At 29.7% G+C, this 15,202-nt stretch carries 18 protein-coding genes and 2 pseudogenes; 19 read left to right on the top strand and 1 reads right to left on the bottom strand.

All coding sequences use genetic code 11. The features are described from left to right. The first annotated feature begins 37 nt into the window (after window positions 1–37). From bhDAH_RS06260 to bhDAH_RS06220, 9 genes and pseudogenes are all read left to right on the top strand, one after another. On the top strand, window positions 38–634 hold the full coding sequence (locus bhDAH_RS06260) for a BTA121 domain-containing protein surface lipoprotein (protein ID WP_020732440.1): 597 nt from the start codon (window positions 38–40) through the stop codon (window positions 632–634). A gap of 136 nt (window positions 635–770) precedes the next feature. After that, window positions 771–1,361, top strand: a complete 591-nt coding sequence (locus tag bhDAH_RS06255; protein ID WP_062705908.1) for a hypothetical protein — start codon at window positions 771–773, stop codon at window positions 1,359–1,361. A 170-nt stretch (window positions 1,362–1,531) separates the two neighbouring features. Further along, a complete protein-coding gene (locus tag bhDAH_RS06250; protein ID WP_062705905.1) occupies window positions 1,532–2,194 on the top strand; it encodes a BTA121 domain-containing protein surface lipoprotein in 663 nt (220 codons plus the stop codon). A gap of 130 nt (window positions 2,195–2,324) precedes the next feature. Then, a complete protein-coding gene (locus tag bhDAH_RS06245) occupies window positions 2,325–2,909 on the top strand; it encodes a hypothetical protein (RefSeq protein ID WP_064536613.1) in 585 nt (194 codons plus the stop codon). Window positions 2,910–3,090: 181 nt separating this feature from the next. Next, window positions 3,091–3,702, top strand: a complete 612-nt coding sequence (locus bhDAH_RS06240) for a BTA121 domain-containing protein surface lipoprotein (protein ID WP_062705892.1) — start codon at window positions 3,091–3,093, stop codon at window positions 3,700–3,702. 42 nt (window positions 3,703–3,744) lie between these two features. Beyond that, window positions 3,745–4,329, top strand: a pseudogene (locus bhDAH_RS06235) (hypothetical protein). 194 nt (window positions 4,330–4,523) lie between these two features. Next, on the top strand, window positions 4,524–5,147 hold the full coding sequence (locus bhDAH_RS06230; protein WP_062705883.1) for a BTA121 domain-containing protein surface lipoprotein: 624 nt from the start codon (window positions 4,524–4,526) through the stop codon (window positions 5,145–5,147). A 118-nt stretch (window positions 5,148–5,265) separates the two neighbouring features. Further along, window positions 5,266–5,850: pseudogene (locus tag bhDAH_RS06225) on the top strand (hypothetical protein). 194 nt (window positions 5,851–6,044) lie between these two features. Further along, window positions 6,045–6,662: a BTA121 domain-containing protein surface lipoprotein gene (locus tag bhDAH_RS06220; protein WP_062705874.1), complete on the top strand. Its 618-nt coding sequence runs from the start codon at window positions 6,045–6,047 to the stop codon at window positions 6,660–6,662. 344 nt (window positions 6,663–7,006) lie between these two features. Here the strand turns inward: bhDAH_RS06220 and celB are convergent, their stop codons facing one another. Next, entirely contained in the window at window positions 7,007–8,368 is a 1,362-nt protein-coding gene (celB, locus tag bhDAH_RS06215) for a PTS cellobiose transporter subunit IIC (RefSeq protein ID WP_020732437.1), read from the bottom strand. Between the two features lie 125 nt (window positions 8,369–8,493). Between celB and bhDAH_RS06210 the strand changes: the two genes are divergently transcribed. The 10 genes from bhDAH_RS06210 to bhDAH_RS06165 all read left to right on the top strand — a co-directional run bounded on the left by bhDAH_RS06210 (window position 8,494) and on the right by bhDAH_RS06165 (window position 15,189). Further along, complete coding sequence (locus bhDAH_RS06210; protein ID WP_020732436.1) at window positions 8,494–8,841, top strand: PTS lactose/cellobiose transporter subunit IIA; 348 nt, start codon at window positions 8,494–8,496, stop codon at window positions 8,839–8,841. Window positions 8,842–8,850: 9 nt separating this feature from the next. Beyond that, window positions 8,851–9,165 (top strand): PTS sugar transporter subunit IIB, encoded by a 315-nt coding sequence (locus bhDAH_RS06205; RefSeq protein ID WP_020732435.1) that lies wholly within the window; start codon window positions 8,851–8,853, stop codon window positions 9,163–9,165. 10 nt (window positions 9,166–9,175) lie between these two features. After that, a complete protein-coding gene (locus bhDAH_RS06200; RefSeq protein ID WP_020732434.1) occupies window positions 9,176–10,273 on the top strand; it encodes a DUF871 domain-containing protein in 1,098 nt (365 codons plus the stop codon). A 115-nt stretch (window positions 10,274–10,388) separates the two neighbouring features. Next, window positions 10,389–11,594 (top strand): anti-CBASS protein Acb1 family protein, encoded by a 1,206-nt coding sequence (locus bhDAH_RS06195; protein WP_020732433.1) that lies wholly within the window; start codon window positions 10,389–10,391, stop codon window positions 11,592–11,594. An 18-nt stretch (window positions 11,595–11,612) separates the two neighbouring features. After that, window positions 11,613–12,185 (top strand): DUF1357 family protein, encoded by a 573-nt coding sequence (locus bhDAH_RS06190; RefSeq protein ID WP_020732432.1) that lies wholly within the window; start codon window positions 11,613–11,615, stop codon window positions 12,183–12,185. Between the two features lie 68 nt (window positions 12,186–12,253). Further along, window positions 12,254–12,865, top strand: coding sequence for a DUF228 domain-containing protein (locus bhDAH_RS06185; protein WP_020732431.1), 612 nt, complete (start codon window positions 12,254–12,256; stop codon window positions 12,863–12,865). Window positions 12,866–12,924: 59 nt separating this feature from the next. Continuing rightward, window positions 12,925–13,851, top strand: a complete 927-nt coding sequence (locus tag bhDAH_RS06180; protein ID WP_020732430.1) for a hypothetical protein — start codon at window positions 12,925–12,927, stop codon at window positions 13,849–13,851. Window position 13,852: 1 nt separating this feature from the next. Further along, window positions 13,853–14,239: a DUF3890 domain-containing protein gene (locus tag bhDAH_RS06175; RefSeq protein ID WP_020732429.1), complete on the top strand. Its 387-nt coding sequence runs from the start codon at window positions 13,853–13,855 to the stop codon at window positions 14,237–14,239. Continuing rightward, on the top strand, window positions 14,239–14,610 hold the full coding sequence (locus bhDAH_RS06170; RefSeq protein WP_020732428.1) for a DUF1506 family protein: 372 nt from the start codon (window positions 14,239–14,241) through the stop codon (window positions 14,608–14,610). Before bhDAH_RS06175 ends, bhDAH_RS06170 begins: the two co-directional genes overlap by 1 nt. A 39-nt stretch (window positions 14,611–14,649) precedes the next feature. Next, window positions 14,650–15,189 (top strand): DUF764 family protein, encoded by a 540-nt coding sequence (locus bhDAH_RS06165; protein ID WP_020732427.1) that lies wholly within the window; start codon window positions 14,650–14,652, stop codon window positions 15,187–15,189. The last annotated feature ends 13 nt before the right edge of the window (window positions 15,190–15,202 follow it).

Here is a 15,202-nt window from a genome sequence, read left to right as displayed (position 1 = left end):
TATTTAAGCTTACTTAAATATATTTGGGAGAATGTTTATGGATATTGATAATAAATTAATAATAATGATAATAATAGTGGCAATGTTATTTTTAAATAGTTGTAGGTTCTTTAGAGGTGAGACCTTGGATGGGGATGTGAAATCTGATCACTCTGGGGTTGATGTAGTAGAAAGCCCAAAGGCCTCAAAAACACCTATTGAAATTTTATTGAATGACTTTAATTTTACAAATGAATACAAGGAAGCCGTTTTATATATAAAGAATTCAGTAATTGATTCTGATATTGGACATATAAGAGGCTATAAGACTTATACTGAGCCTGAATTTTACGATTTATTAGTTCGATTGGGTAAAGATAAGCTTAAAAATAGCGTAAGGATAATTTTACTTACTCTTAGAGAACGATTAAATGCTTTTGATGCTATTGATACTATTAAAAAAGATCGAGTCAAGAAAGCTGAACTTACGCAAGATTTTGATAATATAGATAATGTATACCGCACATTTTTAAAATCTGTTTTTAACATAGCTAATGTTGATGTGATATTTAATAATATTAAAAATCATACTGGCTCGCAAGGGTTTGCTAAGATTAAAGATGATGCATGGCTTGTTTTGCGAAATGAAATATAGCAGAGAGTGCCTTAATATACGCAATTAAATAGATGCATAGTTTATTTAATTGCGTATTAATGAACTTTAAATAAACAATTAAAAGGTAACTTTTAAAATTTGATTTAAATATATTGTTATCTTTAAGGAGGCATATATGATTACTCAGGTAATGTGTCGTTTATGTTTATTGTGCTTGATGGGTATATTTTTGCTTGGAGCTGCGCTTGAACCATTTTGTGAGAATGAATATGTTTGTATCAAAGAATATTCTCAAGAGTTTAATTTTGGTGGGATAAGGCGTATTGTTTTTGCGGAAAAAGTCCTCTCAGAGTCTTATAAGGAAAAATTAAAGACGGCATATTATGATAGGTCCAGAAAAGAAATTGAAGAGGCTTACCCAGATTATTATTTAAAGTTTGAAATAGTTGGTGAACCTCGAGCAATTAATTTTAAAAGTGTTATTTTTGATGGTGTAGAAGCAGAAGTATCCATATTTAGTCTTTATGATCATAGTGCGCAACTTGCTGGAATTAAAGATTTTCAGATGGGAAAACCTGATGTTAATCCGAACTTTTTAAAAGTTATCTTTCCAACACCAGTGCATAATACTTTCACTATTCATCTTAGAAGGAGGTTTGTTGATAAGCTTAAAGCTAGAGACAGACTTAAAATTACTCTAATAACACATTATGATAAGGAATTTGTTGTAGAGACAGATAATTTTATTAGAAAATATGAGTTTTAGGTTTTATGTTTGTTAAAATCTATTACCAAGATTTAAGATATTTAAAATTAACTTTTTATGCATTTTTTAGTTTAACTATTTAAGAACAGTATTTAAGAATAATTTAGTTTTTTACAGATTAAAGATGAGCAAAATATATAGGCGTAATTAAATATTAATGGAGGATATTTATGGATATTTATAATAATAAATTAAAAATAATTATGATGATAATAATATTATTATTAAATAGTTGTAAATTCAAAGATGAAGCTTTGGGTAGTGAGCATGGAAAGGGTGATGCAATGAAAAAACTAGAGGAAAATGAAAAACTAGAGGAAAATGAAAAACTAGAGGAAAATGAAAAACTAGATGGAAATGAAAAACTAAAGGATGCCAGAACACCTATTCAAATTTTATTAGATGGTTTTAATTTTTCTGATGAATACAAAGAAGCTGTTTTTTATATAAAAAAGCCATTAACTGATCCAAATGCAGGAGCTCCGAGTAACAAGACTTATACTGATGCTGAATTTTACGATTTATTAGTTAACTTGGGTAAAGAAAGGCTTGAAAACATCGTGGAAGGGATGTCAGTGACTTTGAGGACACGAAAAGGTATTGTTGATGCTATTGAGTCTTTAAAGGATCAAGCTAAGAAAGATGAACTTGATTTCTATCTTGTTGTTGTTGACAAACAGTATTTTAGTTTTTTAAAATCTTTGGGTAGTGAGAATACTGTTGATCTGGTATATGGTGGGCTAATAAGTCATACTGGTAGTATCTTATTTGAGAGTATTAAGACCAAATTCCCTGATGTTTTTCAAAATGGGGTACAGCAGAGAGTACCTTAAGATACGCAATTTAAATAAATTGTTTATTTATGATTTATTAATGAACTTTAAATAAAATATATTAAATAGACCATTAAAAGGTAATGTTGAATAGTCTATTTAATATATTGTTATCTTAAAGGAGGCATGTATGTTTATTCGGGTAATGTGTCGTTTATGTTTATTGTGCTTGATGGGTGTATTTTTGCTTGGAGCGGGGGTGGAGTCATTTTGCGAGAATGAATTTTCTTGTTACAGGGAATATTCTCAAGAGTTTAATTTTGGTGGCATAAAGCGTATTGTTTTAATTAAAAAGGAGATGAGTGGGCCTTATAAGGAAAGGCTAAAGAGAATCGAGGATGATTACACAAAAATGCTGGAAGAGATTTATCCGATTTATTTTTTGGATTTTGTCATGGTTGAGCCTAGGCTAATAGATATTAAAAGTGTTATTTTTGATGGTGTAGAAGCAGAAGTAACCACATTTGAGCTTAAGGGATCTGATGAGGAACTTACTAGAATTAAAGATTTTCATATGGGAGCGTCTGATATGGATGATAAATTTGTAGAATTTATATTTCCAATGCCAGTGCGTAATACTTTTTCTCTTATCCTTAATAAGAGGTTTATTGAAAAACTTAAAGCTAGAGACAAAATTAAAGTTACTCTAACAACACATTATGATAAGGAATTTGTTGTAGAGACAGATAATTTTATTAGAAAATATGAGTTTTAGGTTTTATGTTTATTAAAATTTATTACCAAGATTTAAGATATTTAAAATTAACTTTTTATGCATTTTTTGGCTTAAATATTTAAATCTTATTTAAGAATAGTATTTAAGAATAATTTAGTTTTTTACAGATTAAAGATGAGCAAAATATATAGGCGTAATTAAATATTAATGGAGGATATTTATGGATATTTATAATAATAAATTAAAAATAATTATGATGATAATAATATTATTTTTATTAAATAGTTGTAAATTCAAAGATGAAGCTTTGGGTAGTGAGCATGGAAAAGGTGATGCAATGAAAAAACTAGATGGAAATGAAAAACTAAAGGATGCCAGAACACCTATTCAAATTTTATTAGATGGCTTTAATTTTTCTGATGAATACAAGGAAGCTGTTTTGTATATTCAAAAAGCACTAACTGATCCAAATGTAGGAGGCCTAAATGACAAGACTTATACTGATGCTGAATTTTACGATTTATTAGTTAACTTGGGTAAAGACAGGCTTGAAAACTGCACAAGAGCAACTTTATTGGCTTTTAGGGTGCGAAAAGATATTGTTGATGCTATTGAGGCTTTAAAGGATCAAGCTAAGAAAGATGAATTTAATGCAAATCTTGCTGTTATTGACGGACAGTATTTAGGTTTTTTAAAATTTATGGGCAGTACAGATATTGCTGATCAGGTATATGAGAGGATGTCAAGTCATGCTGATGATTACAGATTTGAAGGTCTTAGGAAAACAGTCCATGATGTTTTTCAAAATGGGATACAGCAGAGAGTACCTTAAGATAGTCTATTTAAATAAATTGTTATCTTAAAGGAGGCATGTATGTTTATTCGGGTAATGTGTCGTTTATGTTTATTGTGCTTGATGGGTGTATTTTTGCTTGGAGCGGAGGTGGGGTCATTTTGTGAGAATGAATTTTCTTGTTACAGGGAATATTCAAAAGAGTTTGACTTTGGTAGCATAAAGCGTATTTTTTTCATTAAAAAGTACATGACTGAGCCTTATAAGGAAAGACTAAAGAGAAGCAGGGATGATTACAAAAAAATGATGGAAGAGATTTATCCGATTTATATTCTGGGGTTTATCATGGTTGAGCCTAGGCTAATAGATATTAAAAGTGTTATTTTTGATGGTGTAGAAGCATAAGTATCCATATTTGAGTATGATGGATTTGAGGAGCGACTTGCTAAAGTTAAAGATTTTCAGATGGAAGCGCCTGGAATGGATAATAAATTTGCAGAATTTATATTTCCAATGTCAGTGCATAATACTTTTACTATTCATCTTAGAAGGAGGTTTGTTGATAAGCTTAGGGCTAGAGACAAAATTAAAGTTACTCTAATAACGCATTATGATAAGGAATTTGTTGTAGAGACAGATAATTTTATTAGAAAATATGAGTTTTAGGTTTTATGTTTATTAAAATTTATTACCAAGATTTAAGATATTTAAAATTAACTTTTTATGCATTTTTATGCACTTTTTGGCTTAAATATTTAAATATTATTTAAGAATGGTATTTAAGACTAGTATTTAATTTTTTACAGATTAAAAATGAGCAAAATATATTAGGTATGATTAAATATTGATGGAGGATATTTATGGATATTTATAATAATAAATTAAAAATAATTATGATGATAATAATATTATTTTTATTGAATAGTTGTAACTTCAAAGATAAAGATTTGTGTAAGCGTGTGCAATGTGAGCATGAAAAGAGTGGTGCAATAAAAAAACAAGATGAAAGAAAAGAACCAAATGACTCCAAAACGCCCGTTCAAATTTTATTAGATGGCTTTAATTTTTCTGATGAATACAAGGAAGCTGTTTTGTATATTCAAAAAGCATTAACTGATCCAAATGTAGGATCTCCGGATGACAAGATTTATACTGATGCTGAATTTTACGATTTATTAGTTAAATTGGGTAAAGACAGGCTTGAAAACTGCGCGAAAGTAACTTTATTAACTTTTAGGGTACGAAAAGGTGCTGTTGATGCTATTGCGTCTTTAAAGGATCAGGCCAAGAAAGATGAACTTAATACAGAGCTTGCTGCTATTGATGCAAATTATTTTGATTGTTTAAAATTGATTGGCAATGGAGATACTGTTGATCAGATATATAGTAGCGTGATAAATCATGATGATGGTTACAAATTTGAAATCATTAAGGACACAGCTCATGCTCTTTTTCTAGATGAAATGCGACAGAGAGTACCTTAGTAGACATAATTTAAATAAATTGTTTATTTATAATTTATTAATGAACTTTAAATAAACAATTTAAAAGGTAACTTTTTAAATTTGATTTAAGTATATTGTTATCTTTAAGGAGGCATATATGGTTACTCAGGTAATGTGTCGTTTATGTTTATTGTGCTGGATGGGTGTATTTTTGCTTGTAGCTGAGGCGGGGTCATTTTGCGAGAATGCAATTTCTTGTTACAGTGAATATTCTCAAGAGTTTAATTTTGGTGGCATAAAGCGTATTGTTTTAATTAAAAAGGAGATGAGTGGGCCTTATAAGGAAAGGCTAAAGAGAATCGAGGATGATTACACAAAAATGCTGGAAGAGATTTATCCGATTTATTTTTTGGATTTTGTCATGGTTGAGCCTAGGCTAATAGATATTAAAAGTGTTGTTTTTGATGGTGTAGAAGCATAAGTATCCATATTTGAGTATGATGGATTTGAGGAGCGACTTGCTAAAGTTAAAGATTTTCAGATGGAAGCGCCTGGAATGGATAATAAATTTGCAGAATTTATATTTCCAATGTCAGTGCATAATACTTTTACTATTCATCTTAGAAGGAGGTTTATTGAAAAACTTAAAGCTAGAGACAAAATTAAAGTTACTCTAACAACACATTATGATAAGGAATTTGTTGTAGAGACAGATAATTTTATTAGAAAATATGAGTTTTAGGTTTTATGTTTATTAAAATTTATTACCAAGATTTAAGATATTTAAAATTAACTTTTTATGCATTTTTTATGCATTTTTTGGCTTAAATATTTAAATCTTATTTAAGAATAGTATTTAAGAATAGTATTTAATTTTTACAGATTAAAGATGAGCAAAATATATTAGGTATAATTAAATATTGATGGAGGATATTTATGGATATTTATAATTGTATTTATAATAATAAATTAAAAATAATTATGATGATAATAATATTATTTTTATTAAATAGTTGTAACTTCAAAGATAAAGATTTGTGTAAGCGTGTGCAATGTGAGCATGGAAAGGGCGATGTAATAAAAAAACCAAAGGATTCCAGAACACCTGTTCTAGTTTTATTAGATGACTTTAATTTTTCTGATGAATACAAGGAAGCTGTTTTGTATGTTCAAAAAGCATTAACTAATCCAAATGTAGGAGCTCCGAATGACAAGACTTATACTGATGCTGAATTTTACGATTTATTAGTTAACTTGGGTAAAGACAGGCTTGAAAACTGCGTGAAAGTAATTTTCTTGACTTTGAGGGTACGAAAATGTGCTGTTGATGCTATTGAGTCTTTAAAGGATCAAGCTAATAAAGATAAATTTAATACAGATCTTGCTGCTATTGATGCAGATTATTCAGGTTTTTTAAAATTGATTGGTAGTGGAGATACTGTTGATCAGATATATGGCATGATGATAAATCATGATGATGGTGACAAATTTGAAAGCATTAAGGACACAGCTCATAATGCTTTTCTAGGTGAAATGCGACAGAGAGTGCCTTAATAGGCATAATTTAAATAAACTATTTTAAGTATGTACTTTGAGCATCAATTTTTTTAATATTTATTTGAAAATTCCAAACAGCGGGATTAACAACAATGCTTATATTTTGATTTTCATATCTAGATTATTGTTTGGAAAGCAAGGTACATGTTTAGTATGCGAGAGTTAAGGATCCGGGGTCTTTAGGACACATAAACATTATGTTTTTGTGTCCTAGTACCAAACAATGACAATTTTTATTGAATGTGAGATTAATTTGTTAAATTAAATTTTCATTTAAATTTTTATTAATCTTTAAGTCCAATTTATTCCTTTAATCTAATTAATTTTTAAGCAACTTAATGTTAATTATTATTTTTTTTGCCTACTGTAATTTTTTTATTATGTGTTTTTTCCTGTCTTAAGAGTACTTTTTCATAAGCTTTTAGGAAAGGCAAATAAAGCAATACGGAGAGCGCTAATGAGCACAAAGATAATATAAGAGCTTTAGGATCAAGTCCAGTAGAAATAAAAGCTGCTAGTGCTGCTGGGGTTGTCCAGGGCATTAAAGTGCTAACTCTTTCAATTACTCCAAAATTTGTTAGTGAATACGCAATAGTTGTATTTATTAATGGAACTAATATAAAAGGGATACCTAAGATAGGATTTAAAACAATTGGAGCACCAAAGATTATAGGTTCATTGATATTAAAAATACCAGGAGCTAGTGCAATTTTACCAATATTCCTTAGGTGTGGAACCTTGCTCATTATCATGGCAATAGTAAGTCCAAGAGTTGTTCCACTTCCACCGATATGTACAAACACATCAAGAAATCCTCCAGATAAAATATGAGGAAGTGGGAGATTATTTGACAAAGCTCTTGCATTAATTTCAAGATTAGTTAAACTTACTGGACTTAAAAAGACCGAAACCAGAGCACCCCCATGAATACCACAAAACCAAAATATGTGAATTATGAAGACAATCATTAAAGAGCCAAATAAAGAATCACTAATATTTAGCATTGGTCTGAATATATTCATCATTATTTCTGGGAGTAGAGTACCAGTTGTGCTTTGAACCGCAATATTTATAGTTTGAGCAATAATTGTAAGTAAAATGACAGGAATTAAAGCTTCAAATGATCTTGCAACCGCAGGAGGAACGCTTTCTGGGAGCTTAATTATTATTTTTCTGCTCACTAAAAACCTATAAAGTTCAACTGATAAAATGGCAACAATAATACCTGTAAATATTCCTTGTGCACCAAGATATCTAGCATCAATAATGGGAAACGATGCTCCAGGCAAAATGGCCCATTTAGGTACATCTCCTCCATAAGGTATCTGATCTGATTGACCGCATAAAATGAGAAATGTGAAGAGAGATAAAAGACCGCCCGTAATACCATTTATCTTATAGGCGTTTGACAGACTATATCCAATGCCAAAGGACACAAAGATAGTCATAATTCCCATACTTACATAAAATGGTTGAATAAGATTTGCTTTATATTTGCTCATCAAATCAACATACCACTGTTGGTATAAAAAATTATTAGGATCAACTAACGGTAAATTAACTAAAAGGAGTACGAAAGACCCTACTATTAAAAACGGCATTGATGCTATAAATCCATCTTTGATGGCACTTAAGTATTTATTTGAAGCGGTTTTGCTTGCAATAGGCATTAATTTATTTTCAATAAATTCTTGAAAGTTCATAAAAATCTCCTCATTTAATAATTTAATTTAATTAAGTTTAATTTAATTTAATTTATTAATAATAATTGTATTTATTAATCATAACATGTTAATATATAAATACTATATTTCTATAGTTTAAAGATATGAAGAATAAAGAATATACAACCGAAGAGTTAATAGATAATGTAAGTATGCCTGTTGTGGCTTATGCTGGGGAAGCTAAAAGCTTTTTAAGAGAAGCGCTAGGTGCAGCTAAAGCTGGGGATTATGAAAAATCACAAGAAATGATGGAGATGAGTAGGTCGTCCCTTGCAAAGGCATATGATGCACATAAAGATGTGGTGCAATATTCAGTAACAAATCCAGAGTTTATTAAAATACCATTTATTTTAATTCATGCTGAGGATCATTTGATGTCAGCAGTTTCTGACTTAAGTATTTTTGAGGAATTAATAACTGTTTATAAGGTGATTAACGAACTTAAAAAATAAGGAGGAATTATGAATATATTACTCGTATGTGGTGCTGGTATGTCTACTAGTATGTTAATGCAAAGAATGGCAAAATATGCTAAAGATAATAATATAGATGCAAATATCGATGCGGTAGCAGAAGCAAAATTTATTGAAATAATTGATAATTTTGATATTGCTTTGGTAGCGCCACAAATAAGATTTAAAAAAGGCAAACTAGAAGAAATCACAAAACCAAAAGGGATTCCCCTTGAATTAATAAATACAATTGATTATGGAACAATGAATGGTGAGAATGTATTGAAGCTCGCTATTAATGCATTGTCTGCAAATAAAGTTTAGGAGATAGAAAATGAGAGAAATAGGAATATCGATATATCCAACTGTAAGTTCAAAAAGTAAAATTAAGGAGTATATTGAAAAAAGTGCATCTTTGGGGTTTACGAGAGTATTTACATCGCTACTTTATATTGATGGGGATGAATTTATTGCCTTTAAGGAAGTGCTTGATGTGGCAAGACAATATAATATGAAGGCAGTTGTAGATGTTACTCCTGAAATTTTTAGGAAACTTAATATTGATTTAAGGGATCTGAGAAATTGTTATAAACTTGATTATTTCAAAAAACTTGGGGTATGGGGGATTAGACTTGACGATTCATTTACAGGAATTGAAGAAGCCTTAATGACCTTTAATGATCATGACTTAAAAATTGAATTAAATATGACTAGTGTTAACAATCATATGAATACAATAATGTTTTTTAAGCCAAATAAGGATAATTTACTTGGATGTCATAATTTTTATCCTCATAAATACACAGGTCTCTCAAGAGAGTTTTTTAGAAAAAAAACACAAGCATTTAAGCATAACTCGGTACCAACAGCTGCATTTGTAACTTCAACTGTAGCAGAAGAAGATGTAAGAGGAATTAACAAAGATGGTGTCCCAACATTAGAAGAACATAGAAATAAAGATATTGAGATTCAAACTAAAGATCTCTTTAGAGAAGGAATGGATGCTGTATTAATTTCAAATTGCTTTCCAAGTGATTTAGAGCTAAAAAAAGTATCTAGAGTTAATAGGTATGTACTTGAACTTAAAGCCAAATTAAATCCTAAGATAACTCCTTTAGAAAGAGAGGTAGTCTTAGACAATTTGCACTTTAATAGAGGAGATCTGACTTCTTATAGAATTAGGTCAAGTCAGCCTAGGAATTACTACAAGGGTCAAAACTTTATGGTACATTCACCTGCGGCGATTAAAAGAGGCGATCTATTAATAGATTCTTCAGAATATTTAGGATATAGTGGAGAATTTCAAATAGCACTTAAAGATACACCTAATAATGGACTTGTTAATGTGGTTGGAAGAATAGATGAAGATGAATTATATCTTATAGATCAGATAGAAGCTTGGGAAAAATTTAAAATTGTAGAATCTAAATAAAATCTTAAGTAGGCTCTTACTTATTTTATGAGTAAGAGTTATTTAAATATTCTTTAGAAGTATTATTAAATAATATTTAGTTTACATTATTAATTATTATTGATATAATAAATTTATGATATTTAAAAAAGGTATAAATAATTTTGAAAATATATTATTTAATAAATATTCAATCGACCCATTAAAACTTTACAGACATTCATTATTTTTTAGGAATTACATAGAAAACTCAGCAGAAGATGCATTAAGATCTGGGATTAAATTAGATTTTTTAAATTCCACCACACTTGATTTAAATGATTTGCAACCTTTAAGTTTAGAACTTAAAGAAGCGCTTCTTGAAGCCATGATAAGTTATAGGTTTAATGGAGCAGGATATATTTTAATTAAGCCTAAGGTGCTAGATGAGGATTTAAGCAAGAGTGTTAATGATGAGTTACCAGTTGGATTTAAGTATTTAGATTATAAGCGGATAAGAGATAATTACGGTAGTAATTATTTAGAATATCTTCAAGATGATGGTACGTCTATTATCTTGCATAAGAGTCGAGTTATAATTTATGAAAATTTTGATTATGTACTAGGAGAGCATACTCCAGTCTATACTCAAAGCCTGCTTTTAGATATTTGTCTTTTAGAACAGATATACTCAGAGATTGAAAGGCGCATTGGGCAATATAATTTCTTGTTTTATAAAGATGAACAATTAGTTGAGCTTATGGAGACTTTGCATGATGCTAAGAATCAGATTAGTCTTGATGCTAAGGGTAAGGGATTATTTTCTACATTTTTTAATAGTAATTTAAATTTAAATAAAGATTTAGGCACGGTTGAAGCTACTCTTAATCGTATGCTTGAGAAAATAAAGGATGGTTTGAGTAATGAGGGAATAGTTTATAGTGCTGATGAGAACGCAAGTTTACAGGTTATAAAGTACGATCTTTCATTTTTAAAGGATGCATTTGAACTTGTAAAAGCAAAAATTGGTGCTGACACAAAAGAACCACTAACAAGAAGTTTTAATGAACAGGTCAAGGGTTTGGGAAGTGATGGCAAGGGAGATAGGGCTAATTATATTGATTTTTTGCATACAGTGCAAGAATCAGTTGCACTATCAGTTAATCTTAAGCTTAATAAGCATTACAGACTTAATATGCGTTTTAATGATTTAGCTGTATTGAGTGATGAACAAAAATTATCAAGAGACATAAGATTACTTGATGTTTATTCTAAATATCTAGAGATTATAAAGACTCATTCTTTAAGTAGTGATGAGATTGAGATATTAAAGAGTAAGTTACATTTTGATTTAAGATTTTGATTTAAGGAGGTTTAATTAATGGAAAACGCTGATATTAAAGTTTCAGATGAACTTAAAAGAGATATTTCTCCAAATCAGAGTTTAAGTAATAATAATATTAATACTATTGATAGCAATGTTAATGCTACTACTGTTAATACTAATCTTAATACTAATACTGTGAATAATGATGAATTACTAGGTAGAGCTGTTTGGATAACCAGACTTGCTGATGATAATTTAAGTTTAAGTTATAGCACGCAAGAGCTTTTAAGCTCGGGGCATTCATTAGTTGAGGTTTTAGATATTCAAGTATGTGAGCTTATTAAAAAATATGTTGATGAAAAGCAGATACTGGCAGTTGCAGGAAGTCTTGATATTGTAAATTTAAATGATAAGACTAAGGATATACTCTTAAGGCTTGCAAGTATTGATACATTTAAGAACAGTAATAATTCATATGGTTTAATGACCTTTAATAAGGGTAATACAAGAGAGGCATTAAATTTACGAAATACGAATAATACAATAAAGGATTATAAAGATTTAAGACAAGCAATGCTTAATGAGTGGATGCAAATTAGGCAAGACTTTTATAATGTTAAATTATGATATTAAATCTTAAGTTATTAAAGTAGTTATTTAAATATTTAAATTTAAAAATTTTAAGGAGAGTATTTATGCCAGATAAATCTGAATTAGAGGCAAGTTTAGCTAAACTTACTGGAGAGAAAAATAAACTTGATCGTGAACTTGCAGCTTTAAAGGCAAATAAGCAAGCATCAGTCTTAGAGCAGCTTAAAAATTCTAGCACATATCCATCTGTTTTTGATAAGTCCAGTCAGTTTGGAGCATCTGATGTTTATTTTTCCCATAGGGGAGTGTTGCTATATTCTTTAGCAGATAAATTTGAAAATTATCAGGCTGATGATTTCTGCTATAAACGTGGAGTTAAACTGGTTATTGATAATGGAAACTCACCCCGCGTAGCACGTGGTGGTGGTAATGATCTTTATGGGATTTGCATAGATTATGATGATTTTACAAAAACAGCAACAGTTATATCAATTGCTAGTAGTTTTGAGTGTATTTTACTCTCAAATGCTAATGTTAAAGCTGGTGATAAATTGGTTTTTGGTAGTATGGGAGTACTTGCAAAGATTGGTGCAGATGCTACTTACATGCATGCAATGGCTTTAAGTGATGCTTCTGAGTTTAAAGATAGGCCTGGACTTTGTGGTGCAAAGGTTATGGTTATATCTAAGATTTTACATAAGTTTTTTGGTAGTTAGTAATTTAATTAAATATAAATTTAAAAAAATTAGTTAAAAATTTAAGGAGAAACTAGACATTGAGTGAAAGTTTATTTAATAATGAAGAATTTATAAATACTATTAGGGATTCTCTGTCTCTTGATAAACCAGTTCCTGAATATTATCATTTTTTTGATAATGAGCAAATAGAGAGTAGTGATATATCACTTGCAAGTGAAAGGGTTATAAAGTGGAATTCAAGCATAGTAGATCTACCAACTCTTAAGGTTAATGATTTTAGTACCGTAGCTACTATTAAGTTTAAAAGACAAGTGGTTCTTGTTAATTATTTACCATTTCAGTATGCCTTTACGTATTATGCTCCTGATGGAAAATTAGATATTCAGGCAATTAATAATATTAATATGAGAGAAGGACTTAGGTATTCATTATCCGAGATACATAAGCTTTTAAGTTCGCATTACTTAAGAGGTGGTTTAAGCTTTTCAAGTAAGCAGACCCAAAAAACTCTTCTTGTTGATGATGCAGACCGCGAGACCATGTATGGACTTCTAAATATTCCAGGGCAGATAGATAAAACTGTCAAGGTCACACAAACTTCAGATTTGATAAAGGTTTGCAATGCTGAGGTGGGTAAGATCAATTTGGAAGATGAGCGAAGAGTTCCTTTTAAGGTATTAACAACACCTAAAGTTAAAGCTAGCTTGCTTGAGAGACCACGTAATAATAATTATTCATATAAGGACATGTTATTTGACTCTTTAAGGGCAATAAATAATGATGCTGATATTGAGCTTGAGACTACGAATTTACTTAATGATGAGATGTTAATTTATCCAAGAAGTTCTAAGCTCTTGGTATTAAAAGATGGACATCCTCCGATTTTAAATGCATATACACAGATGTCAAGTAGTAATTTTAGGACTAGTTTTCTAGACTTTTCTATTGGCAGCATTCTTGCAAGTCAAGAATCAATACTTAGACTTAAGATAGATTGGGCCTGAGATGGATAATGATTTAGATAAGATTTATGCTAAAGTACTAAGTCTACTGATGCTTAGTTCTGATGAGCTTAATTTTAAAGAATTTAATGTATATGTGGAATTACTTGAGGATGTTTTGCTTAGCAAAGGTTTAGGCCTTGGGGATTTAAGTATGAGCAAGGTATTTTTACTTATTTATTATTTTCTTGGGTGTGAACTTAAGAAAAGAGGCAAGCTTTTACGTTTTGATTTTAATAAAGTTAAGTCTGAGCGATTAAATGAGATATCGGTGGAATATTCAGATTACGTATTACGTGATGAGGCTTTAAGTAAAGATTTTTGCGTTGCTTTTAGTAATCTTGTAGAAGAAATTAAGGCTTGCAAGAGGGCATTAATAGGGGTTGTATGATGATTGGTCTTAATTTAGCTATAACTGATAATATTACAAGGTATTCAAGGCCAATGTTTTTATTTAAGAAAAGTTTAATTAGGAATAAAAGCAATGCTTCTTATGAGCGGAAGGTCGATAAAGAGACTTCTATTAAGTTTGATGGCGTGTTTTTATTTAAGGGTGAAGATAATATTGAACTTTTCGGTTCAAATATATTCACAAAAGAAATTTATGCCAAGGTTTATACCTTGAATAAGGTTGATTTTGATTTGGAGGATCAGGTACAAGTGGATGATGATTTGATGGAGATTGTAAGTATAAGTAAGTATTGTAATGTGTACTTGCAAGAAAGGATCATCTATACCGTTTTAATGCTAAGGAAGCTTTAATATTTTGGCAGTTTAGTATTGCCTTTAAGGAGAATATTTGTGTTGCTTAATTTACATGAATCACAAACTTTTTTAATAAAAATATTCCTTTCTTTTAAGGATTACTTAAAACGTCATTCTTTAAAGTTAGAGATTATAAATTCTTATAATCGTCTGTATTTAAGTGATTTAAAAGCTAATTATTCTTACATTGTGGTCATAAACTTTAAAGGTTTTGATTGCTTAGATCCTAGGGTTTTAAGAAGTGGAAGTTTTTATTCTAATGTTAATGAGTTTGGCTTAAAGTTTACTCTTTGTTTTCTAGGATTTGTAAGGGATGTTGGTGAATTTAGGATTTATGTTAATTTGCATAAAGTTTATGAATATTTCTTGGATTTTTTGCATGAGAATTCTTTTAAATTTGAGTTTCAAAAGCCACTAGAAGGTGAGTATGATTTATCTTTAAATTATTACTTAAAATCCACAGGTGATTTGATAGATGGAGGTTTTGTTAATGTTTCTTGTAATGAAAGAATAGGCATTTTGGGGTTAACTCAGTCTTACAGAGCAGATATACAAGTGATTGAAATTAAAGATTAAAGTTAAAGATTAA

The sequence above is a fragment of the Borrelia hermsii DAH genome (genome assembly GCF_023035675.1).
GTDB classification, from domain to species: Bacteria; Spirochaetota; Spirochaetia; order Borreliales; family Borreliaceae; genus Borrelia; species Borrelia hermsii.
The sequence above is the reverse complement of the archived record's forward strand: the minus strand, read 5'-3'. Positions and strand labels throughout refer to the sequence as shown.

What these genes read in the sequence shown, in the direction of transcription:
- bhDAH_RS06260 (WP_020732440.1), top strand. Translation starts at nt 38, where the DNA reads ATGGATATTGATAATAAATTAATAATAATGATAATAATAGTGGCAATG.
- bhDAH_RS06200 (WP_020732434.1), top strand. Translation starts at nt 9,176, where the DNA reads ATGAGAGAAATAGGAATATCGATATATCCAACTGTAAGTTCAAAAAGT.
- bhDAH_RS06240 (WP_062705892.1), top strand. Translation starts at nt 3,091, where the DNA reads ATGGATATTTATAATAATAAATTAAAAATAATTATGATGATAATAATA.
- bhDAH_RS06245 (WP_064536613.1), top strand. Translation starts at nt 2,325, where the DNA reads ATGTTTATTCGGGTAATGTGTCGTTTATGTTTATTGTGCTTGATGGGT.
- bhDAH_RS06205 (WP_020732435.1), top strand. Translation starts at nt 8,851, where the DNA reads ATGAATATATTACTCGTATGTGGTGCTGGTATGTCTACTAGTATGTTA.
- bhDAH_RS06250 (WP_062705905.1), top strand. Translation starts at nt 1,532, where the DNA reads ATGGATATTTATAATAATAAATTAAAAATAATTATGATGATAATAATA.
- bhDAH_RS06190 (WP_020732432.1), top strand. Translation starts at nt 11,613, where the DNA reads ATGGAAAACGCTGATATTAAAGTTTCAGATGAACTTAAAAGAGATATT.
- bhDAH_RS06175 (WP_020732429.1), top strand. Translation starts at nt 13,853, where the DNA reads ATGGATAATGATTTAGATAAGATTTATGCTAAAGTACTAAGTCTACTG.
- bhDAH_RS06210 (WP_020732436.1), top strand. Translation starts at nt 8,494, where the DNA reads ATGAAGAATAAAGAATATACAACCGAAGAGTTAATAGATAATGTAAGT.
- bhDAH_RS06185 (WP_020732431.1), top strand. Translation starts at nt 12,254, where the DNA reads ATGCCAGATAAATCTGAATTAGAGGCAAGTTTAGCTAAACTTACTGGA.
- bhDAH_RS06170 (WP_020732428.1), top strand. Translation starts at nt 14,239, where the DNA reads ATGATTGGTCTTAATTTAGCTATAACTGATAATATTACAAGGTATTCA.
- bhDAH_RS06195 (WP_020732433.1), top strand. Translation starts at nt 10,389, where the DNA reads ATGATATTTAAAAAAGGTATAAATAATTTTGAAAATATATTATTTAAT.
- bhDAH_RS06255 (WP_062705908.1), top strand. Translation starts at nt 771, where the DNA reads ATGATTACTCAGGTAATGTGTCGTTTATGTTTATTGTGCTTGATGGGT.
- bhDAH_RS06230 (WP_062705883.1), top strand. Translation starts at nt 4,524, where the DNA reads ATGGATATTTATAATAATAAATTAAAAATAATTATGATGATAATAATA.
- bhDAH_RS06220 (WP_062705874.1), top strand. Translation starts at nt 6,045, where the DNA reads ATGGATATTTATAATTGTATTTATAATAATAAATTAAAAATAATTATG.
- celB (WP_020732437.1), bottom strand. Translation starts at nt 8,368, where the DNA reads ATGAACTTTCAAGAATTTATTGAAAATAAATTAATGCCTATTGCAAGC.